The sequence below is a fragment of the Bordetella muralis genome, assembly GCF_054781015.1.
The window spans coordinates 752,940-773,860 of sequence record NZ_BAAGVF010000006.1 but is presented as its reverse complement, the minus strand read 5'-3'; the positions used below and the strand labels follow the sequence as shown (position 1 = coordinate 773,860).

Sequence of the window (20,921 nt, the reverse complement as noted above, 5' to 3'; positions counted from 1 at the left end):
TCGATGCCAAAGCCGTACAACGCTGTCCATCCTTATCGCCGGAGAATATCGAATGAAGCTTCTGCATCGCGTTAACCCCATCGCTTTGGCCCTGGGTTCGTTGCTGTTGGCTGGCGCTGCGCATGCAGCCGACACCATCAAGATCGGCATGCCCCAGCCCATGACTGGTCCCAATACGCAGTATGGGACGCAGATCCAGGCCGGCGCGCTGACCGCCATTGAGACCATCAACGCACAAGGCGGCGTCAAGGGCAAAAAGCTCGAAGCCATCTTGATCGATGACGGCTGCGAGCCCAAGCAGGCCGTGCCTGCCGCGAACCGCGTAGTCAACTCCGGCGCCAAGTTCGCCGTGGCGCACGCGTGCTCGGGTGTCACAGTGCCCGCAGTGAACGTCTATGAACAAGAAGGCATCGTCGCCATCACCCCGGGTGCGACCTCGCCGCTGGTGACGGACACGACCAAGCCGCATTTCTTCTTCCGTACGATTGGCCGCGATGACCAGCAAGGTCCGTTTGCGGCGAATTACATCGCAAAAACGCTCAAGCCCAAGAAGGTCGCTGTGCTGCACGACAAGCAGACCTACGGCTCGGGTGTAGCCTCGCAGGTGAAGGCCTCCCTGGAAAAAGAGGGCGTGAACATTGCGCTGTACGAGGGCATCAACGTTGGTGATAGCGACTATTCGGCCGTGATCACCAAGCTCAAATCCTCGGGCGTGGACCTGGTCTATTTCGGTGGCTATCACCCCGAACTCGGCCTGTTGCTGCGCCAGTCGCGCGAGCAAGGCCTGAACGTGCAGTTCATGGGCCCCGAGGGCACCGCCAACCAGGATCTGGTGGCGATCGCCGGTCCGGCCATCGAAGGCTTGCTGGTCACGCTGCCGGCTGACTTTACCAAGATGCCCGGCAACGAAGGCATCGTGAAGGCGTTCAAGGACGCCAAGCGCGATCCGGACGGCGCGTTCCAGATGCCGGCCTATGCCGCCGTGCAGATCCTGGCCAAGAGCATCGAGGCCGTGGGTGAGGATCCCGCCAAGGTTGCGGACTACATGCACAAGACCACGTTCGACACCGGTATCGGTAAAGTCGAATACGACGCCAAGGGCGACTTGAAGGACTTTGAGTTCGCCGTATTCAAGTGGGACAAGGACGGTAAGAAAACCCAGCTGTAAACACGCGAAGCTCTGGCTATCCGCTGGAGCTTGTCCGCACGCCCAGGTTTCCGGCTCCGGGTTGTTGTTACCGGGGCCGGTGCCATTTGGAGCATAGGTAATTATTCATGTCAGACCTTATCCCTCAACTCACCCAGCAGATCTTTAACGGTCTGTCTCTGGGCGCGATTTACGCGTTGATTGCCATTGGCTACACAATGGTCTACGGCATCATCGGTATGATCAACTTTGCTCACGGCGAGATCTATATGATCGGCGCTTATGTGGGCTTGGTCACTTTGACCGCCATCGGTACAGGCAGCGGTTTGCCTCTGCCGTTTATGGTGGCTGCCATGTTGTTGGTGGCGATTGTGGTGACCGGTATCTATGGCTTCAGTGTCGAACGCGTGGCCTACCGGCCGGTACGTGGCAGCCAACGGCTGGTGGCGCTGATTTCCGCTATCGGTATGTCGATTTTTCTGCAGAACTGGGTCGCACTGGGCCAGGGCGCACGCGATATGGCGGTGCCGTCGCTGGTGTCGGGATCGCTGCAGTTCCACATGGGCACGGACTTTGACGTCACGCTGCCGTATTCGCGCATCATGATCATTGTGGTGACGGTGCTGTTGATGATCGCGCTGTCGCTGTTCATCAAGTACTCGCGTATGGGCCGTGCATCGCGTGCTTGCTCGCAAGACATGCACATGGCCAATCTGCTGGGTATCGATACCAACCGGGTGATTTCGTTCACCTTCGTTCTGGGCGCAATGCTGGCGGCGGTAGGTGGCGTGTTGATCGCCATCACAGTCGGCAAGCTCAATCCGTTCATCGGCTTTCTCGCCGGGATCAAGGCGTTTACGGCGGCGGTGCTGGGCGGTATCGGCAGCATTCCCGGCGCGATGCTGGGCGGGGTGTTGCTGGGGCTGGCGGAGACGCTGGCGGCAGCCTATATCTCGTCGCAATACAAGGACATCGTGGCTTTCGCGCTGCTGGTCTTGATTCTGCTGTTCCGCCCGACGGGGCTGCTCGGCAAACCTGAGGTGGAAAAAGTCTGATGGCTAATAACACGCTAAAGAACGCTTTCATGGCGGCCGTGTTGACGGCTGTCATTGTGATGCCGGTGTTTGGGCTGCAACTGATTCGTCAGGGCGCGCAAACCCATCTGGAATCCCGCTGGGACCTGGTGGCCTTGGCCGCCGCAGTGGTGTTCGTTTTTCAACTCTTGCGCCCGTGGCTGGCGGTGCCGTTCCGGCGCCTGAAAACCAGCGTACCGGTATTGCCCGCCGCGCCGACCAAAGGCCGTAAATGGATCTTTGTCCTGCTGATCGCGGCAGCGGTGATCTGGCCGTTTTTCAGCGGCCGCAGCTCGGTGGATATCGCTACGCTGGTGCTGATCTACGTGATGCTGGGCCTGGGCCTGAACATCGTGGTGGGTTTCGCAGGGCTCCTGGATCTGGGCTTTGTGGGCTTTTATGCGGTGGGCGCGTATACGTACGCCTTGCTGTATCACTGGGCCGGTTGGGGCTTTTGGGAGGCACTGCCTTTCTCGGGAGCCATGGCTGCGTTGTTCGGTTTCGTCCTCGGGTTTCCGGTGCTGCGTTTGCGCGGGGATTATCTGGCGATTGTGACGCTGGGGTTTGGTGAAATCATTCGCCTGTTGCTGATCAATTTGAATTTTTTCACGGGCGGCCCGGACGGGATTTCGGGGATTCCGAAACCGACTGTGTTCGGCTTTGAAATGACGCGCCGTGCAAGCGAAGAGGGCTCTCAGACATTTCATCAGTTGATGGGCTGGACGTTCGATAACCAGCACATGGTGAACTATCTGTATCTGATGGCGTTGGCGCTGGCGTTGGTGACCTTGTTCGTGTCCACGCGCTTGATCCGTATGCCGGTGGGACGCGCGTGGGAGGCCTTGCGCGAGGATGAAATCGCTTGCCGTTCGCTGGGGTTGAACCCGACGCGGATCAAGCTGTCGGCCTTTACGCTGGGCGCGATGTTTGCCGGTTTCGGCGGCGCGTTTTTTGCAGCCCGCCAAGGCATGGTGAATCCGGAGTCGTTCACCTTCATCGAATCGGCACTGATCCTGGCCATCGTGGTGCTGGGAGGGATGGGGTCGCAGGTCGGCGTGATTCTCGCGGCGATTCTGCTGACGGTACTGCCCGAGATTGCTCGTGAGTTTGCAGAATACCGGATGCTGATGTTCGGTCTGGTGATGGTGTTGATGATGATGTGGCGTCCACAAGGGTTGTTGCCCATGAAGCGTCCCCACGTGGAGCTGAAAAAATGAGCGAGGCCTTGTTGAAAGTATCGGGCCTGACCATGCGGTTCGGCGGGCTGTTGGCCGTCGATAGTGTGGGATTCGAGGTCAAGCGTGATGAGGTGTTTGCCATCATCGGCCCTAATGGGGCGGGCAAGACGACGGTATTCAACTGCGTGGGCGGGTTTTATAAGCCGACCGGCGGAGAGATCGTCATGGACGGCAAACCTATCACTGGTTTGCCCAGCCACAAGGTGGCGCATCATGGATTGGTGCGCACTTTTCAGAACGTGCGTTTATTCAAGCAACTGACGGTGCTGGAAAACCTGCTGGTGGCGCAGCATACGCAGGTGGAATCGCGTCTGCTGCCGGGCCTGCTGAAACTGAAGTCGTATCGCCAGTCCGAGGCTGACGCGTTGCAGCGTGCGGCGCAATGGCTGGATTTCATGGGGCTGCGCGAGTATGCCAACCGCGAGGCAGGCAATCTGGCGTATGGCCACCAGCGCCGTCTGGAGATCGCGCGCTGCATGATCACCAAGCCGCGCTTGTTGATGCTGGATGAGCCGGCTGCGGGGTTGAACCCTCAGGAAAAGCGCGATCTGCAGCAGTTGATCGACCAGTTGCGTCGCGAGTTCGGTGTGGCGGTGTTGTTGATCGAGCACGATATGAGCCTGATCATGGGCATCTCGGACCGGATTCTGGTGATGGAACACGGCAAGCCCATTACGACGGGCACGCCGGATCAGGTGCGTAACGACGAACGCGTCATCAAAGCGTACCTGGGGGAAGAATGATGCTGAAGCTGGACAATATTCATACCTACTATGGTGCGATTCAGGCGTTGAATGGTGTGTCGGTCGAGGTCAATCAAGGTGAGATCGTCACGTTGATCGGCGCGAACGGGGCCGGCAAGACGACGTTGTTGATGACGGTGTGCGGGAATCCGCGTGCTCGTTCCGGGACGATTACGTTCGAGGGCGAGGATATTACGCACAAAGAAACGCATCACATCATGCGTAGCGGGATCGCGATTTCGCCGGAAGGACGCCGGGTCTTCAAGGACCTGACGGTGGCGGAAAATCTGATGATGGGGGGCTTTTTTGCCGACCGTCATGCGATCGAGGCCGGGCTCGAGCACGTGTATAAGCTGTTTCCGCGTCTGAAGGAGCGGGCGGCGCAGCGTGCAGGGACGATGTCTGGCGGGGAACAGCAGATGCTGGCGATTGGGCGAGCGTTGATGACGCAGCCCAAGCTGCTGTTGCTGGATGAGCCTACGCTGGGGTTGGCGCCGCTGATTATTGCGCAGATTTTTGACATTATCCGGACGATACGCTCTGAGGGCGTGACGGTGTTCTTGGTCGAACAGAATGCGAACAAGGCGCTGCAGGTGGCGGATCGGGGGTATGTGCTGGAGAACGGGCGGGTCGTGCTGCAGGATACGGGGGCGAACTTGCTGGTTAATGCGGATGTGCGGAAGGCTTATCTGGGGGCTTGAGGTTTGGAGGGGCTGTCGTTTGGGTTCTTGAGTGTGGCTGTCGTTTGAGTTCTTAAGCGTGCCTGCCGCGTGCCCGAATGGCGTGCCAGCCCGTTCGGCCGGTCTGGACGCCTACGCGTCCAGACTGCCCTTCGGAGATCACGTCAGACGGGGCGGCTGGGCAAACTCGCTCCGCTACGCTGCGCTCAAACATGCCCAGCCGACTACCCCCCGCCTGACGCGATCTCCTCGGCGGCCTCAACGGGCCGGCACGCCATTCGGGCACGCGGCAGGCACTTAGAGTAATGGCAATGCGGCAGGTCGCTTCTCTCGAACATGGCCAGGCGACTACCCTGTCTGACGCGATCTCCTCGGCGGCCTCAGCGGGCCGGCGCGCCATTCGGGCGCGCGGCAGGCACTTACAGTAATGGCAATACGGCAGGTCGCTTCGCTCAAACTGCCCAGCGACGATCGCGTCTTCGTTTACAGACCTTCGGCTTTTAGCGCGGCTTGTACGCCTTTGTCGGCGTCCATGCGGCTCGAGAATTCTGTCAGGTTGTTCAGACCTGACAGGTCGATGTTTTTGGCTTTGGCCCAGCGCAGGACGACGTATAGGTAGGGGTCGGCGATGGTGGGGGCCTTGCCTGCCAGGTAGGGCTTGTCTGCGAGTTGGGTGTTCAGGATGGTGAACAGGTTACGCAGGATGGCAGCGGCGGAGGTGCTGAGCTCTTTTTGTGCGGCTTCGCTGGCGACGAAGCGCTGCGGGCCGAAGACCAGCGAGAAGGTGCGGTGCAGGTCGGAGTTGATGAATCCGAGCCAGCGGCGGGCTTCTGCGCGGGATTGGGCGGTGCCGTCGCCCAGCAGGTTGAGCTGCGGGGCTTGTTCGGCCAGGTATTCCAGGATGGAGGCATTCTGGGTCAGCGTGTAGCCGCCGTCGGTGAGGACGGGGACGGCGCCCATGGGGTTGATGCTCAGGAATTCGGGTTGTTTCAATGCGTCGCGCGCGATGGCTTGGGTCTCGTAGGGCTTGCCGATCCATTCGAGGACGATGTGGGCAGCCAGCGAGCAGGCGCCGGGCATGTAGTACAGTTTCATGGCGTGCTGTTCTCCTTTAGAACGATAGGGCATATTCAAATTGCCATTCGTGCTTGGTATGGTACGCCAGTCTGACATCCTCCCTCCAGTTGATTCATCGAGAGATCCTATGCCGGATTCGTACTCCCGTTTCGCCCCCAAAACTGCCATGCGTGCTGCTGGGTTGCGGCGCGCAAAGCCCGCTACGCTGGCTGCTGCCTGGTTGGCCGCAATGTCCTGGGCGAGTGTGCCCGCTGTGTCGCAGGCGCAAGCACAGACTCAGGTATCCATCGAAGCCCCAGCTTTTACCGAGAGCAAGGCTCAGGTGACGACTGTGGCCGAGGGCCTGGAGCATCCGTGGGGGCTGGCGTTTTTGCCTGACGGCGGCATGCTGGTGACTGAGCGCGCCGGCCGGTTGCGTGTTGTGACTGCGCAGGGGGAGTTGTCCGAGCCCTTGCAGGGAATTCCCAAGGTGTATGCGTCGGGGCAGGGTGGTCTGCTGGATGTGGTGCTGTCGCCCGATTTTGGCAATGATCGTTTGGTGTATTTGTCCTATGCCGAAGCGGGCGAGGATGGCAAGGCGGGTACGGCTGTCGGGCGTGGCCGTCTGGCCAAGGATGCGCGCGGCCTGGAGGATTTTCAGGTTATTTTCCGGCAACAGCCGAAGCTTTCTACAGGGCAGCATTTCGGCGGCCGCTTGGTGTTTGACCGCGACGGGCTTTTGTTTATCGCTCTGGGCGAGAACAATCAGCGTCCCACGGCGCAAGATCTCGACAAGCTGCAGGGCAAGATCGTGCGGATTGCGGCCGACGGCTCGATTCCCGAGGACAATCCGTTTGTGGGCCGCGCCAATGTGCGCCCCGAGATCTGGACGTATGGAATGCGCAATCCGCAGGGGATGGCGCTGAACCCCTGGACCGGCGAGTTGTGGGAACACGAGCATGGCCCGCGGGGCGGTGATGAGATCAATATCATCAAGCCCGGTCAAAACTACGGCTGGCCCTTGGCGACGTATGGGATTAATTATTCGGGATTCGCGATTCCCGAAGCCAAGGGCAAAACGCTAGACGGCGGACAGGGGCCGCTGTATTGGTGGAAGAAATCACCCGCGATCAGCGGCATGGCGTTCTATACGGCGGATCGTTTCCCCGCGTGGAAGAATTCGCTGTTCATCGGTGCATTGGGGGCGCAGGCACTGATCCGCCTGCAGTTCAAAGACGGAAAAATCGTCAGCGAGGAACGCCTGCTGCAGGATCTGAGCGCTCGCATTCGTGATGTGCGGCAGGGGCCGGATGGCTACCTGTATGTGTTGACGGATGCAGGCGATGGCAAGCTATTGCGGGTGGCGCCGGCGGCCGGTGTCCGGCCCTAGTTGCAGGGCTGACAGTTTCTGCACTAGTTGCGGGAGTGCTGTCTGCACCGTGTCCCACACTACATCGAGGTTGATGTCGAAGTCGCCGGCGGGGGCAATGCCGCCCATTGTTTCAACGGCTACGAACGCCACGCTGCCCACGCTACCAAGGCCCACGCGGCCAGGAAGGCTACGCCGCCTATGGGCGTAATGGGGCCCAGCCAGCGGGCACCGGTGAGCGCCAGCAGATATAGGCTGCCACTGAATAGGACGATGCCGGCGAACATGATGATGCCTGCTGTTGAAAACAGGCTGGAGCCATAATGGGCGCCTAGCAAGGCGACCACGAACAGGCCTAGTGCATGGATCAGGTGATACAGGACTCCGGTCTGCCAGACGGCCAGCAGGTCGGCACTGATCATTTGTTTGAGGCCATGTGCGCCAAATGCACCTGCGCCGACGGCGGCGATCATGTTCAGGGCGGCCAGGATGATGAGTTGGCGTTCGGTCATGGGTATGTCCTTTGGATCAAGCGAAGAAGCAATAGACCTGCATTATCCACGGGGATGCGCCGCTCAAGCTGGTAGTTGCGCCACCATCTTTGCATGGCGGCAGGCTGGCGTTATTTGCGGGGCGACGCGGAGGCATTATCCACGCGAATGTGCTGGGCGCCGGATCAGCGTGGATTTGCCAAACAGGCTCTGTACCAGCTCGGTTGCCAGCATCGCGGTTTTGTTGCGTATGTCCAGCGCGGGGTTGAGCTCGACAATGTCCAGCGATCCCAGGCACCCAGTGTCGGCAATCATCTCCATGCACAGTTGCGCTTCGCGATAGGTGGGTCCGCCGGGAATGCTGGTGGCGACAGCAGGCGCGATTTCGGGATCCAGAAAATCTACGTCGAAGCTGACATGCAAATGGGTGTGGGGCGTGAGGTCGGCCAAGGCGGCTTCCATGACTGACCGCATGCCGATTTCGTCGATGGTGCGCATGTCATAGACTTCGATGCCGGCCTCGGCGATCAGGTTTTTCTCTCCCTCGTCTACGCTGCGTATGCCGATTTGGCGGATCCATTCTGGGTGCAGCGCAGGAGTCTGGCCGGCGAGTGTCGTTAATGGCTCTGGACCTTGGCCGCACAGGCACGCCACGGGCATGCCATGTAGATTGCCCGAGGGAGTCAGCGCTTGGGTGTTGAAGTCGGTATGCGCGTCCAGCCACAACACGCGCAGCGGTTTGCCTGCGTGGTGGCAGTGCCGGGCGACCGCACTGATAGAGCCCATGCCGAGGCAGTGATCGCCGCCTAACGTGATGGGCAATCGACTGCGTTGCAGTTCGGCATATACCGCGTCATGCAGGGTTTGATTCCACGCGATGACTTCAGTCAGGTGGCGGTAGCCATTGTCCGGCGGCAGCATGGGATTTGCAGGGCCAATCAGATTGCCGGCGTCTTCCACGTCGTATCCCAATGCCTGTAAAGCAGGACCAAGCCCCGCGACACGCAGTGCCTCTGGCCCCATGGAGGCGCCGCGTGAGCCTGCGCCGACGTCGGTGGGCACGCCGATCAATGTCAGTGCACGGACGGCAGGGGGCGGATTGGATATCAGCACAGAGCGAGCCTCGTAGTGTGGGGGCAACGAACGACATGATGTTGCGATCTACACCCTATGCAGAATGACGGGATTCCCCTGCAGCATTCGCATAGCGCGTCAGCAGTTGCCACGATTGCGTTGACGTTTATTATCTGCTGAAGTCAAAGCAGGGGAAACCAATCGATCCTCATCACTGGCGCTACACGTCTATAACAAGTAACATCCGTAGCCCGAAGCCGCCTCTACGGCCGCACCACGTTGTTTTCACCGGATTCCATGCACTTCAAAGACCAGATCTTCCTCGCTAGCCAATACGCTGCGCCGCACCATTTGGTGTCGCGTCTGATGGGGTTGGCCTCCGATTGCCGCACGCCTGCGGTCAAAAACTGGATGATCTCGCGTTTCGTGCGTCGCTATGGGGTGGATATGACCGAGGCGCTGATCGAGGATCCGCTGGCCTACGACACGTTCAATCAGTTCTTTACGCGCGCGTTAAAGCCCGACGCCCGCCCGTTGGACGCCGAGCCGCACAGCATTCTGTGTCCGGCCGATGGGGCGATCAGTCAGTTGGGGCGTATTGAGCATGGCCGTATTTTTCAGGCCAAGGGACATTCCTATAGTCTGACCGCGTTACTGGGCGACGATTCGGCCCGCGCGGCGGAATTCATGGGTGGCGATTTCGCGACTGTGTATCTGTCGCCGCGCGATTATCATCGCGTGCATATGCCGTGCGATGGCACCTTGCGCGAGATGGTGCATGTGCCGGGGCGTTTGTTCTCGGTCAATCCATTGACTGCCGGCCATGTGCCGGAGTTGTTTGCTCGCAATGAGCGTGTGGTCTGTTTGTTCGACACGGAATATGGCCCGATGGCCCTGGTGCTGGTGGGCGCGATGATTGTCGCGTCGATCGAAACCGTCTGGGCCGGATTGGTGACGCCCCATAAACGCAAAGTGCGCACAGTGCGCTATGGCGAGTCGGCTCGTGCGCCGATTCAATTGGCGAAAGGGGCGGAGATGGGCCGTTTCCTGCTGGGTTCTACCGTGATCGTGCTGTTCGGCCCCAATCGCGTGCGTTGGACGGATACGCCGTCGGTACGCGGGCCGGTGCGTATGGGCGAACTGTTGGCGCTGCCTGCGTAGCCGGCTGCGCATGCGGCTGCATGGTCCCCTGAGGCCGAGCCCATTGAACTGATCGTTGACGCGACGAGGCGCGCAGAGCCGGGCTGACATGGCTCTGCACGCATCCGTGATTGGCTACCACGGAAAATCAATCAAATCGCCATACAACTGGCGCAGCTTGGCTTTTACCTCGGGCGATTGCTGATAGATCTTGATGAACTGCAGCAGTCGCGGATCTTGGGCATGCTCAGGCGTGGTCACCCAGCGAATGGCATAGCGGCGCACGTTGTCTGCATCAGTATTGTCGAATGCCAAGCCGTCTTTTTCGTCGATACCGGCATGCTTGGCAAACGTGGTGTAGGTGACCGAGGCGGTCACGTCATCAAACGTGCGTGCGGATTGCGAGCCCTCGACTTGAATCAAGTCCAATTGCTTGGGGTTCGCGACGATATCCTGCAACGAGGCTTGGTGATCCGTACCGGGACGCAAGCTGATCAGGCCCATCGATTGCAATAGCAGCAGCGCCCGGCCCGTGTTGACCGGGTCATTCGGGATGGCGATCTTTGCGCCTTGAGGAATAGGGTCGCCGCGCTTTAGTTTCTTTGAAAACAGGCCGATCGTGGTCGAATACCCATAGGCGATCGGCGTCAGTTTTGTGCCGCGGCTCTGGTTGAACAATTGCAGGAACGGCGCGTGCTGAAAGAAATTGGCGTCCAGCGCGCCCTCGGCAACGCCGGTATTCGGCATGACCCAATCGCTGAATTCGACCAATTTGACCTGCAGGCCTTGTCGCGCTGCCTCGGCAATCGCGATCTCTGTTGCCTGGTTTGCGACGCTGGGAATCACACCGATGCGCAGCGGCCTGTCTTGAGCCGCCTGCGCGGCGTTACCCAGCAGCAATACGCTAAAGAGGCTGGCCAACGATAATTTCACAAAGCGATTCATGGCGCTCGATCCATTGAGGACAACAATCGGAAGATCGCCATTGTGCCGCAGGCGAGCCTGTCGTTACCGGATGCCCCTGCCGGCAGTTGGGGTTCCGGCCGGCGCAAGCCGGGTTTTCGCTTGCCGCAACGACAGACCGCCTTGCGAGGCGATCAAGGACGCGGTGGGCAGGCTGCGGCTCTGGTTGATGACCATCTCGTCGTTCAGCCCTTTAAAGATGCCGTAACACACGAACATCATCACAATGGACTAGGGCAGGGCCGCGATGATGGCCGCGGATTGCAGATCGTTTTGCGGTTTACGGCTTATCCTCCGCAAGCAGCGCCACCAGATGAGGCAGCGTGGTCTGCGGCGGCGTGTTTTGTGCACCCTGTTTGAATAGCTGCTCGATCGCGTCGGCGGCGCCATGGGCAGCGCCGGCTTCGCCGGCCATGGTGGTGTAATAACCCAGGTCCTTGTGTGCGTTGGACAAGGAAAACCGCAGGCCCGAATCGTCGCCGGATTCGATAAACGGGCGCAGGCGTTCCAACGCTACGCCACCGCCGCCGCCTTTGGCGAGGATATCCACCAATACGGGGGCCTCGATGCCGGCGCGTTGGGCGCAGGCAGCCGCCTCGGCGATGACCGCGGCGCACCCGAGCGAGACATAGTTATGGATCAGTTTCATGCGGTGGCCGGATCCGGTCGGGCCGACATAGCTGATGTTCTCGGCATAGCAACGCAGCAGCGGCAGGCAGCGGTCGAACAGGGCTCTGTCACCCCCTACGAGCAGATTCAGGCGGCCCTCGGCTGCCTCTTTGGGCGTGCGCGTCATGGGGGCGTCCAGAAACAGGCCGCCGGCTTCGTTGACTGCCTGAGCAATGCGCACCGTCGAGGAGGGAATGGCCGTCGAGCAATCGATCACGATGGTGCCAGGCCGCAATCCCTGCAGCAGGCCATCGGGACTGAACAAGACGTCTTCGATCTGCGGCGTGCCAGTGACGCACAGGATGACGACATTGGACTGCCGGGCGACCTGCGCCGGGCTGGCGACTTTGGCCGCACCTGCGGCCAGGAGTCCGTCAACCGGCTGGTTGCCGGGGTGATCCAACAGGACCAAGGGGTAGCCATGTTTGACGATATTGCTGGCAATGCCGTGGCCCATGAGGCCGACGCCGATCATGCCTACAGTGTCTTTCCCGGTATTCATCAACGATTTCACTTAACAAAAAGCCCTGATGCTTTTGCCGAGGACGGCCAGACGGCAAAAATGGTGACAGAACGGTAGTGTGTTCCGAACAGGGTAAATGACGGAATACCGATCATACAAGTTACGAAAATTTAAGTTTTTTGTAAGAAATGCGGTCAGGTTATGTTCAGGTTGCTGTAAGAAATGCTAAAACAACGCTTTGACGATTCATACCAACACGGAGATTGCATGCTCGAGTTTTTGCAGACCCTTAGCTGGGCCGCAGTGTTTCAGATCATTCTTATCGACATCCTCCTGGGTGGCGACAATGCCGTGGTTATCGCACTGGCCTGCCGCAACCTGCCGCCGAAACAGCGCATGCAGGGTATTTTGTGGGGCACCGCCGGGGCTATCGGCCTGCGGGTAGTGCTGATCGCGTTTGCGTTGACCCTGTTGACGATTCCTTACCTGAAGATCATCGGCGCGCTGCTGCTGTTGTGGGTGGGTGTCAAACTGTTGATCCCCGAGGAAGACGCCCATGGCAATATCAAGGGTGGCGTCTCGGTGTGGGCCGCAGTCAAGACCATCATCGTGGCTGACTTCGTGATGAGCCTGGACAACGTGATCGCGATTGCAGGCGCGGCCCAAATGGCTGATCCGGCGCATCAGATCGGTCTGGTGATCTTTGGCCTGGTGGTGAGCGTACCCATCATCATCTGGGGCAGCACGCTGGTGCTGAAGCTGATCGACCGTTATCCGCTGGTCGTCACGTTCGGCGCGGCCTTGCTGGGCTGGATCGCGGGTGGCATGCTGGTGACGGACGTGGTTGTGGTCGAGCAGTTCGGCGAAGTCTCCGGCACGGTCAAGGTCGCGGCAGAAGTCATCGGTGCGTTGCTGGTGGTGGGCCTGGGCCGCATGTTCGCGGCTCGTAAAAAAGCCAATAGCGCGGCGCCGCAAGTCAGCAGCCAAGAGAGCTGATCACATCATCTAGTGTGTTAGCCACTGTGGGAGGCCAGCTGCAAAGCTGAGCCTCCCACAGTCATTTAGCGCAGCGCTGCCTCGAGGTCGAGCCGAGCGGCCTGTTCCAGCGACCACAGCTTGCGCAATAGCTCGCTGGCACGTTCCTGTCCGAGGACGGGCGCCACCAATTCATTGAACTTGCCGCTCAGATCCGCATCGCTCAGCGGCAGTTCCGGATCGCCTTTACGGTGAGGCTGCAGATAGGCGTCCTGCGTACCGTTGGTCAGGCGCATATCGACCCGCGCGGCACGCTGGCCCGGAAACAGGCCATCGAGCGTGGGCTCCACATGCAGGCGGATTCGCGACATCAGCTGGCGCAGGGCAGGGTCTTTCAGACGTGCATCGTCAAAGGCCGCCAGCCGCACGCTGCCATACAGCACGGCAGAGGCAACAACAAAGGGAATGCTGAAACGCGCCTCGGCCGCGGTTTGAGGGGCGGGGTTACCGGCTACGTCCAATGCCGGGGCATAGGTGTGCACGTCGATCTGCTCAATGTCATCCGGCGCGGCCCGAAGCCGGTCTTTCAAGACTAACGCGGCGTCGATGGGCGAGAACGTATGGCCGCAACACGCATGATTCTTAAAGGTCATGCGCGTGATATTGAAGGTCTCGCCCAGCGTTGCCAGGAAAGGCTGCCAGTCCGGGCCGTTGCTCATGGCGTGCCCCAGGCCTGCGGCCCCGTCGAGCACGTCCAGCGAGCCAGTGACCCCGGCACGCGCCATCTGAGCGGCAGCCAGGCCGCCTTCGGCAGCACGGCCTGAATGCAGCGGCTTGGACATGGAGTCCATTCGGAACGCCTGTTGCAGTCCGCTGGCAAAGGTGGCGGCGGTGGCCAGCGCGTGGGTGAACTGCCGGGATTCCAGGCCATACAGGCTGCTGGCCGCAGCCGCGGCGCCAAAGGTCCCGACTGTTCCCGTGTTGTGCCAGAACTTGTAGTGAGTCCGTCCCAGTGCTGCGCCAATGCGTGTGGAAACCTCGTAACCCACGACCACGGCACGGAGAAAATCGCGGCCGCTGGCGCCCATCTCCTGCGCCGCGGCCAGCGCGGCGGCAATGGTCGGTGCGCCAGGGTGGTAGATCGCGTCTTTGAAAATGTCGTCGACTTCGGCGGTATGCGCTGCGGTGCCGTTGATGAGCGCCGCGGCGCGAGAGGTGGCGGACTGGCCTAGCGCGAGGCGGGACGGTCCCCGTCCGATGTCTTCTGCGTACGCTTGTTCCAACAGGGTCGCGGGCGGGAGCACCGCACCGGGCAGCAGAGAGGCGTACCAATCCACGACCGCGCGTTTGGCGTGGTGCAAAACATCCTCGGTCAGGTTCTCGTTGCGCAGGCTGGCGCCAAAGGCGGCAAAGATTTCTAGTGCAGTCATTGCTTTCCTGAGTGTGCGGCAGTAGACGATATGGTCTATCCAGCGGCGCGATTTCACCACTGTTTATTTTGCGCGTTGTCATGCGCTTTGATCATATCAACGCCACCTTTGCAATGACTTTTTGTCATGGCAATGGGCGCAATACGAAGTTTTCTCGACGGGCCAGGCCGGCGATGATTCATCCATCGACACATCCACCGCAGGAGTAAGAGATGGATTTTGAATTAAACGAGGAACATCGGGCTTTTGCCGACTCGGTACGGCGTTTTGCCCAGGATCGCCTGGCCGCAGGCGCGCTGGAGCGCGCGCATTCGCCGGAATACCCGTGGGAAACCGCTCAGATGTTGGCAGAGCAGGGGTTGCTGGGCATCGCGTTCCCGGAGGAGGATGGTGGCCAGGGCGGCTCGCTGATGCATGCGGTATTGGCGATCCAGGAGGTCGCGCTGGTCTGCCCCAAGAGCGCCGACATCGTACAGGCCGGCAATTTCGGCCCCATCCGGACCTTTGTTGAATACGCCACCCCCGAGCAGAAAGAACGGTTTCTTCCCGACCTGTTAGGGGGGCGCAAACTGATTTCGCTGGGAATGACCGAGCCGGACGCGGGCTCGGCCGTGACGGAGTTGAAGACTTCCGCGCGTCAGGATGGCGACGATTACCTGATCAACGGCAGCAAGATTTTCTCTACGCACAGTCCGGAAGCCGAATTGTTCCTGGTCTATGTGCGCTTTGGCCCCGGCCTCGATGGCATTGGCTCGGTGCTGGTCGAACGTGGCACGCCGGGTTTTACGGTGGGTAAACCGGCCTCGTTCATGAACGGTGAACAGTGGTCGCAGCTGTACTTTGAGGACGCGCGTATCCCGGCCAGGAACGTGCTCCTGGGGCCTGGCGGGTTCAAGAAACAGATCTCGGGTTTCAACGTGGAACGCTTGGGTAACGCTTCTCGATCTCTGGCGCTAGGCCGTCACGCGTTCAATATCGCGCGCGAGCACGCGCTCACACGCAAACAGTTTGGCCGCGAACTGTGTGAATTCCAGGGATTGCAATGGAAATTCGCGGACATGTGGATGCGTTTGGAACAGGCGCAATTGCTCTTGTATCGCGCGGCCTTGGAGGGCGAGCACGGGTTGCCGTCTGCACAAAGCACTGCCATGGCCAAACTGGCCTGCAACGAAGCGGGCTGGTTCGCGGCCAACGAGGCATTGCAGGTCATGGGCGGGATGGGCTTTAGCCAGGAGGCCTTGGTCGAGTACTGCGTACGCCGCATTCGCGGCTGGATGATCGCAGGGGGCTCTATCGAGATGCTCAAAAACCGCATCGCGGAAGGCGTGTTCGGGAAATCGTTCTCCCAGCGTCCGCCCAAGCCCAAAGCCTGAACATCAAAAGAGTGGAAGGAGACAGTATGCGTAGTTTGATTTGCGCCACCTTGGCGACTGTAGGCATGATGAGCTGGGCTGGCACCGTACGTGCCGAAGACGATGTCTATCCCAATCGAGCGGTGAAAATCGTGGTTGGATTCCAACCTGGCGGCCCGACCGACGTGGTGGCTCGCTTGGTGGCAAAGGCCTTGCAGGATGAACTCAAGGGCGCTTTTGTCGTAGAGAACAGACCCGGCGCCACGAGCAATATTGCATCGGAGTCGGTAGCCTCGGCCAAGCCGGATGGTTATACATTACTGTTCGCGGCCTCACCCCTGGTCATGAACAAGTTCACCTACCCGATGCAAAAATTCGATCCCGTCGAGAGTTTCGAACCCATTTCAAAGATATCCTCCGCGCCGGGTGTGCTGGCCGCGACCAACAAGCTGTCGGTCAAGGACTACAAAGCGTTCGAAGCACTGGCAAAGCAAGAGCCAGGCAAGCTCAACTACGGTTCGACGGGCGCCGGTGGCACGCAGCACATGGCGATGCTGAAATTGCAGGCATTGACCGGGATCGAGATGGCCCATATTCCATACGGTGGCGGCGCTGGCGCCATGAACGACTTGATCGCGGGGAACATCGACGTCGCGTTCATGACGGCCACGGGCGCAATGCCGGCACTGGTGGCTGGCACTGTGCATCCGTTGGCAATCGCCGGCCCGAAGCGTCTGCCGGAATTGCCTGATGTGCCGACCTTCGCCGAACTCGGTATTCCTGAAATGAAATCTGATTCTTGGAATGCACTATTGGCGCCTGCCGGGACACCCAAACCCATCGTGAACAAGCTTGCCGCCGTCCTCGAAAAAGCGGTAAAGACCAAGGCGTTCTCTGACGTCTTGGGGCCGCAAGGTGCGATGCTGATTGGCAATAGCCCTGAGGAGTTCAAGGCCGAATTGATCGCCGAGGACGCATACTGGAACGAACAATTCAAAAACGTAAAGCTGGACAAGTAAAGGCTATGTCATCGATCAATACCCCTGCATCCTCCGTCTGTCAGGCATTGCTGTATCCCAAGAGCATTGCACTCGTTGGTGCTTCCGACGACGTCAAAAAGACGGGCGGGCGTCCGCTGCAGTTTCTGCGCCGATCCGGCTTTCAAGGCAATATCTATCCGATCAATCCAAAGCGTGCCGAGGTGCAGGGGGAAAAAGCGTGGCCTAGCCTGGCTGCGCTGCCAGAGGTGCCCGAGCATGTCTTTATTTTGTCTCCCACCGATACGGTAGTACCGGCCGTGCAGGAGTGCGCGGACCTGGGCGTCAAGCTCGTTACTATCCTGGCGGCTGGATTTTCAGAGTCGGGGCCCGACGGTGTCGAGCGTGAGGCCGCGCTGCGCGAGATCAGCCAAAAGAGCGGCTTGCGCATTCTGGGGCCCAGCAGCCTGGGTGTCGTCAATCCCGGTAACGGCCTGGTCCTGACGGCGAACGCAGCGTTTGCCGAACCCGACGTGCCGCGTGGCAATGTCTTTGTGGCATCGCATAGCGGCAGCATGATCGGCGCTCTGGTGTCTCGCGGAAAGGCGCGTGGCGTGGGCTTTGCGGGCTTGGTATCGGTAGGCAGCGAGGTCGATCTCAGCGTCGGTGAAATCTGCATGGCGACGTTGGACGATCCCGCCATCCAGGGGTATGTGCTGTTTCTGGAAAGCTTGCGTCATGGCCATGCCATCCAGGCGTTTACTCGCGAGGCGGCAAAACGCGGCAAGCCCGTGGTCGCGTACAAGCTCGGCCGGTCGAGCGCTGCGGCGGAAATGGCGGCGACGCATACCGGCGCTCTGGCCGGCGAAGACGATATCGCGGATGCCTTCCTGAAGGACCTGGGCGTGGTTCGCGTGGAAATGCTGGAGACGCTGTTCGAGGTGTTTCCCTTGGCCCGGAAATTACCTTTGGTGGGCAAGCAGGCCAAGCGCGTCGGGGTAGTGACGACAACCGGCGGCGGCGCCGCCATGGTGGTCGATCAGCTCGGTGTGCGCAACGTGATCGTAGAGCCTGCGTCCGCAGCGACGGTCGCGCAGCTGCAGGCTGCCGGCATGCCCGGCAGCGCGGGGCGAGTCGTGGATCTCACCTTGGCCGGGACCAAATACGAGGTCATGAAAAAGGCCTTGGACATCATGCTGGAGGCGCCGGAGTTTGACATGGTGGTCGCCGTCGTGGGGTCGTCGGCGCGTTTTCAGCCCGACCTGGCCGTCAAGCCTATCATCGATAGCGCGGACCATGAGAAACCTTTGCTCGCCATGCTGGTGCCCGATGCGCCCAACGCATTGGCGCAGCTCACGACGGCCCGGATTCCGTGTTTTCGCTCGCCCGAGGCCTGCGCCGATGCCATTGCTTCGGTGCTTGCACGCCGTTCGCCAGGACCGTTCGCGACGGTCAAACTCGATCACGAGCAGCCCGCCTCGGCGATCAGCGAGGCCGATGCCTATGAGTTGCTGGATAAACTGAATGTGCCGCATGCGCCGGCAGCGACTTATCCTTTGGGCAACCCGCCCGACCGTTTGCCATTTGATTATCCTGTCGTAGCCAAGGTCTGCTCCGCGCACATCCCGCATAAAACCGAAGTGGGCGGCGTGGTGCTGGGCATCAAGAATGCCGAGGAACTGGCGAGCGCCTTTGCCACCTTGCAGCAGAATCTGCGCGAGAAGGCTCCCGGCGTCGACTGCCGGGACGTGCTGGTGCAGCCGATGCGCAAGGGACTGACCGAAGTGCTCGTCGGTTATCGCGTGGACGTGGATGCCGGCCCCATCATCATGCTGGCCGCTGGCGGTATCTGGGCAGAGGTCATGCGCGATCGCAGCATTCGTCTGGCCCCGGTCTCCGTGCAAACGGCCAAGGAAATGATCGAAGAGGTCAAGATGTTGAAAACGGTCTCTGGCCTGCGCGGCAAGGAAAAGGGGGATTTGGACGCGTTGGCCGTCGCGATTTCGAACCTGTCCAAACTCGCGGTCACGCCCGATCTGCCTGTGCGCGAGGCGGAGGTCAATCCGCTGATGGTGATGCCCGAAGGCAAAGGCGTGATGGCCGTGGATGCGTTGATTATGCGCGCGTGATGGAGGCCGTTGCCCGGCGCGCAGCGTTACTGTGCGCGCCTTTTTCGATCCCGAAAGGGGCGAGTTGCCTAGACAAACGATGAACCGAGGTCAACAAGATCGGTAATGCAGGAATTTTCTTCAGCTGATATCGCAGCGGCCGACGCTGCGTTGGATCGTCTGGACGCCAGCGCCATCCGTCATGCGTTCGATGTGCAGGGGTGTCGAATGGTGTGGCGGGAATGGGGCAGGGGGCCTGCCTTGGTCCTGATTCATGGCGGACACGGCTCGTGGATGCATTGGGCCAAGAACATCGACGTCTTGGCGCGGCATTTCCGCGTGCTGATCCCGGACATGCCGGGCTTTGGCGATTCCGAGGATTTTGAGATGCCGCCGTACGACCCGGATAGGGTCGAACGCCTGTTGGACACCTTGAAGCAAGGCATGGCCCGATTGGTCGGGACGGCGCCCCTGTACCTGACGGGGTTTTCATTTGGAGGCGCCATCGCGGGCGCGTTGGCGCCTCGTCTGCCGGGCTTGCAGCGCCTGGCTCTATTGGGTAGCGCTGGCCACGGTGGGCCTCGTCGAGACAGGGGCCCCTTGGCAGACTGGAGGGCCGTTACGGGAAAGGAGCGGGAGGAGGCGTATGCGCAAAACCTGCAAGCGTTCATGCTGTCGTCCCGGCATGCCGTGAGCGCCCTGGCGCTGCAGATTCACGCACGCTCTTGCGAAAAGACCCGCTTTCGCAGCAAGTCCATTTCGCGCAGATCGTCGTTGCAGGATGTGCTGGCGGATTTCGACAAACCGATACTCATGGCCTGGGGTGAGGACGATGTCACCGCGGTACCCGCCGACGTCGGCCACATGCTGGCGCAGGGGCATCCATCGAGAGAGTGGCACGTCATCGCCGACTCGGGCCATTGGGTGCAGTTTGAACAGGCCGATGACATCAACGCACTGTTGATACGCTGGTTCACGCCGCCAGCGGCGGTGAGCGGACGTTTATCCTAGGCTTGGGGGGTCTTTCGGGCCGTTGGCCAAGGCTTCGCGCTCGCGTGCAGCGGTCTCGAGCAGCCAATCGCGAAACACGGACACGCGGCGCGAGAAGCGTTGTTCCTGCGGGCGTAGCAGGTAATACGACATCGAGCGCTGCAGCGGCCGGCGAAAAGGTCGCACCAGCAGCCCTTTGTTGAATTCTGTCTGCAACAAGGCACTTTGGCCTATCGCGATGCCCAAACCATCCAGCGCAGCCTGCCAGGTCAGGATCGATGTGCTGAACCCCATCCGCTCTGAGTTCGCGGCCGCTGCAGACAGCCCGTTGGCTTGCAGCCAGTCGGTCCAGTCGGTCTTGCGGTATTTGGAGACCAGAAGGCGTCCCTTGACCAAGTCTTCCAGCTTTCCATGCCGGGACATATTCTTTTCCAAGTACTCGGGCGAGCATACCGGCTCTATTTCATCGGTAAAGAGAACGTCTTCCTTGACCCTGGGCCAGCCTCCGAGGCCGAACTGGATCGCCACGTCCGCGGCGTCACGATCGAAGTCCACCTCGGATACGCCGTTGCTCACGATCACTTCGATGTTGGGATGGCGGGCGTGAAAATCCTCTAACCGCGGGATCAGCCACTTTGCCGTAAATGTCGTGTACGTCCTGACCCGTAGCACCCGATGCGACATGTTTTGCAGCAGGCCATCCGTGGCGGCGGCGATTTCCGCGAAGGCGGGTGCGACACGCTTGGCGTAGGCTGCCCCGGCCCGCGTGAGCGTCACGCCTCGATGCTCGCGGCGGAACAGTTCTACACCGAGATAACTCTCCAGCGTCGCCAGTTGCCGGCTGACCGCCGATTGCGAGACGTGCAGCTCTTGCGCCGCCAGGGTGAGGTTTTGCAACCGGGCAACGACTTCGAAAACCCGTAGCGGGTTCAGAGGAGGAATACGCAATGACACAGCGGGAATTCGTGAGAGCAATCGGGCCG

19 protein-coding genes are annotated in these 20,921 nt (G+C 60.4%); 12 read left to right on the top strand and 7 right to left on the bottom strand.

The window, feature by feature from the left end:
* The first annotated feature begins 52 nt into the window (after positions 1–52).
* The 5 genes from ACYVIT_RS14600 to ACYVIT_RS14580 all read left to right on the top strand — a co-directional run bounded on the left by ACYVIT_RS14600 (position 53) and on the right by ACYVIT_RS14580 (position 4,902).
* A complete protein-coding gene (locus tag ACYVIT_RS14600) occupies positions 53–1,168 on the top strand; it encodes a high-affinity branched-chain amino acid ABC transporter substrate-binding protein (RefSeq protein ID WP_415807832.1) in 1,116 nt (371 codons plus the stop codon).
* 107 nt (positions 1,169–1,275) lie between these two features.
* Positions 1,276–2,202 carry a high-affinity branched-chain amino acid ABC transporter permease LivH gene (gene livH / locus ACYVIT_RS14595; RefSeq protein ID WP_415807831.1) on the top strand — a complete coding sequence of 309 codons (927 nt, stop codon included), beginning with the start codon at positions 1,276–1,278 and terminating at the stop codon, positions 2,200–2,202.
* Positions 2,202–3,437: a high-affinity branched-chain amino acid ABC transporter permease LivM gene (locus ACYVIT_RS14590; protein ID WP_415807830.1), complete on the top strand. Its 1,236-nt coding sequence runs from the start codon at positions 2,202–2,204 to the stop codon at positions 3,435–3,437. The genes livH and ACYVIT_RS14590 overlap by 1 nt, the downstream gene beginning before the upstream one ends.
* A complete protein-coding gene (livG, locus tag ACYVIT_RS14585) occupies positions 3,434–4,201 on the top strand; it encodes a high-affinity branched-chain amino acid ABC transporter ATP-binding protein LivG (RefSeq protein ID WP_415807829.1) in 768 nt (255 codons plus the stop codon). Before ACYVIT_RS14590 ends, livG begins: the two co-directional genes overlap by 4 nt.
* Positions 4,201–4,902, top strand: a complete 702-nt coding sequence (locus tag ACYVIT_RS14580) for an ABC transporter ATP-binding protein (protein ID WP_415807921.1) — start codon at positions 4,201–4,203, stop codon at positions 4,900–4,902. Before livG ends, ACYVIT_RS14580 begins: the two co-directional genes overlap by 1 nt.
* Positions 4,903–5,364: 462 nt before the next feature.
* Here the strand turns inward: ACYVIT_RS14580 and ACYVIT_RS14575 are convergent, their stop codons facing one another.
* Complete coding sequence (locus ACYVIT_RS14575) at positions 5,365–5,976, bottom strand: glutathione S-transferase family protein (RefSeq protein ID WP_415805266.1); 612 nt, start codon at positions 5,974–5,976, stop codon at positions 5,365–5,367.
* A gap of 211 nt (positions 5,977–6,187) precedes the next feature.
* Here ACYVIT_RS14575 and ACYVIT_RS14570 point away from each other — a divergent pair, with 211 nt between their 5' ends.
* Complete coding sequence (locus ACYVIT_RS14570; RefSeq protein ID WP_415805286.1) at positions 6,188–7,327, top strand: PQQ-dependent sugar dehydrogenase; 1,140 nt, start codon at positions 6,188–6,190, stop codon at positions 7,325–7,327.
* A gap of 119 nt (positions 7,328–7,446) precedes the next feature.
* Here the strand turns inward: ACYVIT_RS14570 and ACYVIT_RS14565 are convergent, their stop codons facing one another.
* Together ACYVIT_RS14565 and rocF are read right to left on the bottom strand one after the other, a co-directional pair.
* On the bottom strand, positions 7,447–7,818 hold the full coding sequence (locus ACYVIT_RS14565; protein WP_415805265.1) for a DUF423 domain-containing protein: 372 nt from the start codon (positions 7,816–7,818) through the stop codon (positions 7,447–7,449).
* 135 nt (positions 7,819–7,953) lie between these two features.
* Positions 7,954–8,904, bottom strand: coding sequence for an arginase (gene rocF, locus ACYVIT_RS14560; protein WP_415805285.1), 951 nt, complete (start codon positions 8,902–8,904; stop codon positions 7,954–7,956).
* A 264-nt stretch (positions 8,905–9,168) separates the two neighbouring features.
* Here rocF and asd point away from each other — a divergent pair, with 264 nt between their 5' ends.
* Positions 9,169–10,032 (top strand): archaetidylserine decarboxylase, encoded by an 864-nt coding sequence (asd, locus tag ACYVIT_RS14555; RefSeq protein ID WP_415805264.1) that lies wholly within the window; start codon positions 9,169–9,171, stop codon positions 10,030–10,032.
* Between the two features lie 114 nt (positions 10,033–10,146).
* On the opposite strand, the gene ACYVIT_RS14550 is transcribed toward asd, so the two are convergent.
* Together ACYVIT_RS14550 and ACYVIT_RS14545 are read right to left on the bottom strand one after the other, a co-directional pair.
* Positions 10,147–10,956, bottom strand: coding sequence for a MetQ/NlpA family ABC transporter substrate-binding protein (locus ACYVIT_RS14550; protein ID WP_415805263.1), 810 nt, complete (start codon positions 10,954–10,956; stop codon positions 10,147–10,149).
* 298 nt (positions 10,957–11,254) lie between these two features.
* Complete coding sequence (locus tag ACYVIT_RS14545) at positions 11,255–12,145, bottom strand: NAD(P)-dependent oxidoreductase (protein WP_415805262.1); 891 nt, start codon at positions 12,143–12,145, stop codon at positions 11,255–11,257.
* Between the two features lie 228 nt (positions 12,146–12,373).
* On the opposite strand from ACYVIT_RS14545, the gene ACYVIT_RS14540 reads away from it, so the two are divergent.
* Positions 12,374–13,102, top strand: coding sequence for a TerC family protein (locus ACYVIT_RS14540; RefSeq protein ID WP_415805261.1), 729 nt, complete (start codon positions 12,374–12,376; stop codon positions 13,100–13,102).
* A gap of 65 nt (positions 13,103–13,167) precedes the next feature.
* On the opposite strand, the gene ACYVIT_RS14535 is transcribed toward ACYVIT_RS14540, so the two are convergent.
* Positions 13,168–14,511 (bottom strand): MmgE/PrpD family protein, encoded by a 1,344-nt coding sequence (locus tag ACYVIT_RS14535; protein WP_415805260.1) that lies wholly within the window; start codon positions 14,509–14,511, stop codon positions 13,168–13,170.
* 212 nt (positions 14,512–14,723) lie between these two features.
* Here ACYVIT_RS14535 and ACYVIT_RS14530 point away from each other — a divergent pair, with 212 nt between their 5' ends.
* The 4 genes from ACYVIT_RS14530 to ACYVIT_RS14515 all read left to right on the top strand — a co-directional run bounded on the left by ACYVIT_RS14530 (position 14,724) and on the right by ACYVIT_RS14515 (position 19,959).
* A complete protein-coding gene (locus ACYVIT_RS14530) occupies positions 14,724–15,884 on the top strand; it encodes an acyl-CoA dehydrogenase family protein (RefSeq protein ID WP_415805259.1) in 1,161 nt (386 codons plus the stop codon).
* A gap of 26 nt (positions 15,885–15,910) precedes the next feature.
* Positions 15,911–16,882, top strand: coding sequence for a Bug family tripartite tricarboxylate transporter substrate binding protein (locus ACYVIT_RS14525; RefSeq protein ID WP_415805258.1), 972 nt, complete (start codon positions 15,911–15,913; stop codon positions 16,880–16,882).
* A gap of 5 nt (positions 16,883–16,887) precedes the next feature.
* On the top strand, positions 16,888–18,969 hold the full coding sequence (locus ACYVIT_RS14520) for an acetate--CoA ligase family protein (protein ID WP_415805257.1): 2,082 nt from the start codon (positions 16,888–16,890) through the stop codon (positions 18,967–18,969).
* Between the two features lie 105 nt (positions 18,970–19,074).
* Positions 19,075–19,959, top strand: coding sequence for an alpha/beta fold hydrolase (locus tag ACYVIT_RS14515; protein WP_415805256.1), 885 nt, complete (start codon positions 19,075–19,077; stop codon positions 19,957–19,959).
* Here ACYVIT_RS14515 and gcvA read toward each other — a convergent pair.
* Positions 19,951–20,892, bottom strand: a complete 942-nt coding sequence (gene gcvA, locus ACYVIT_RS14510; RefSeq protein WP_415805255.1) for a transcriptional regulator GcvA — start codon at positions 20,890–20,892, stop codon at positions 19,951–19,953. The two genes, ACYVIT_RS14515 and gcvA, sit on opposite strands and share 9 nt — an antisense overlap.
* Positions 20,893–20,921 lie beyond the last annotated feature (29 nt).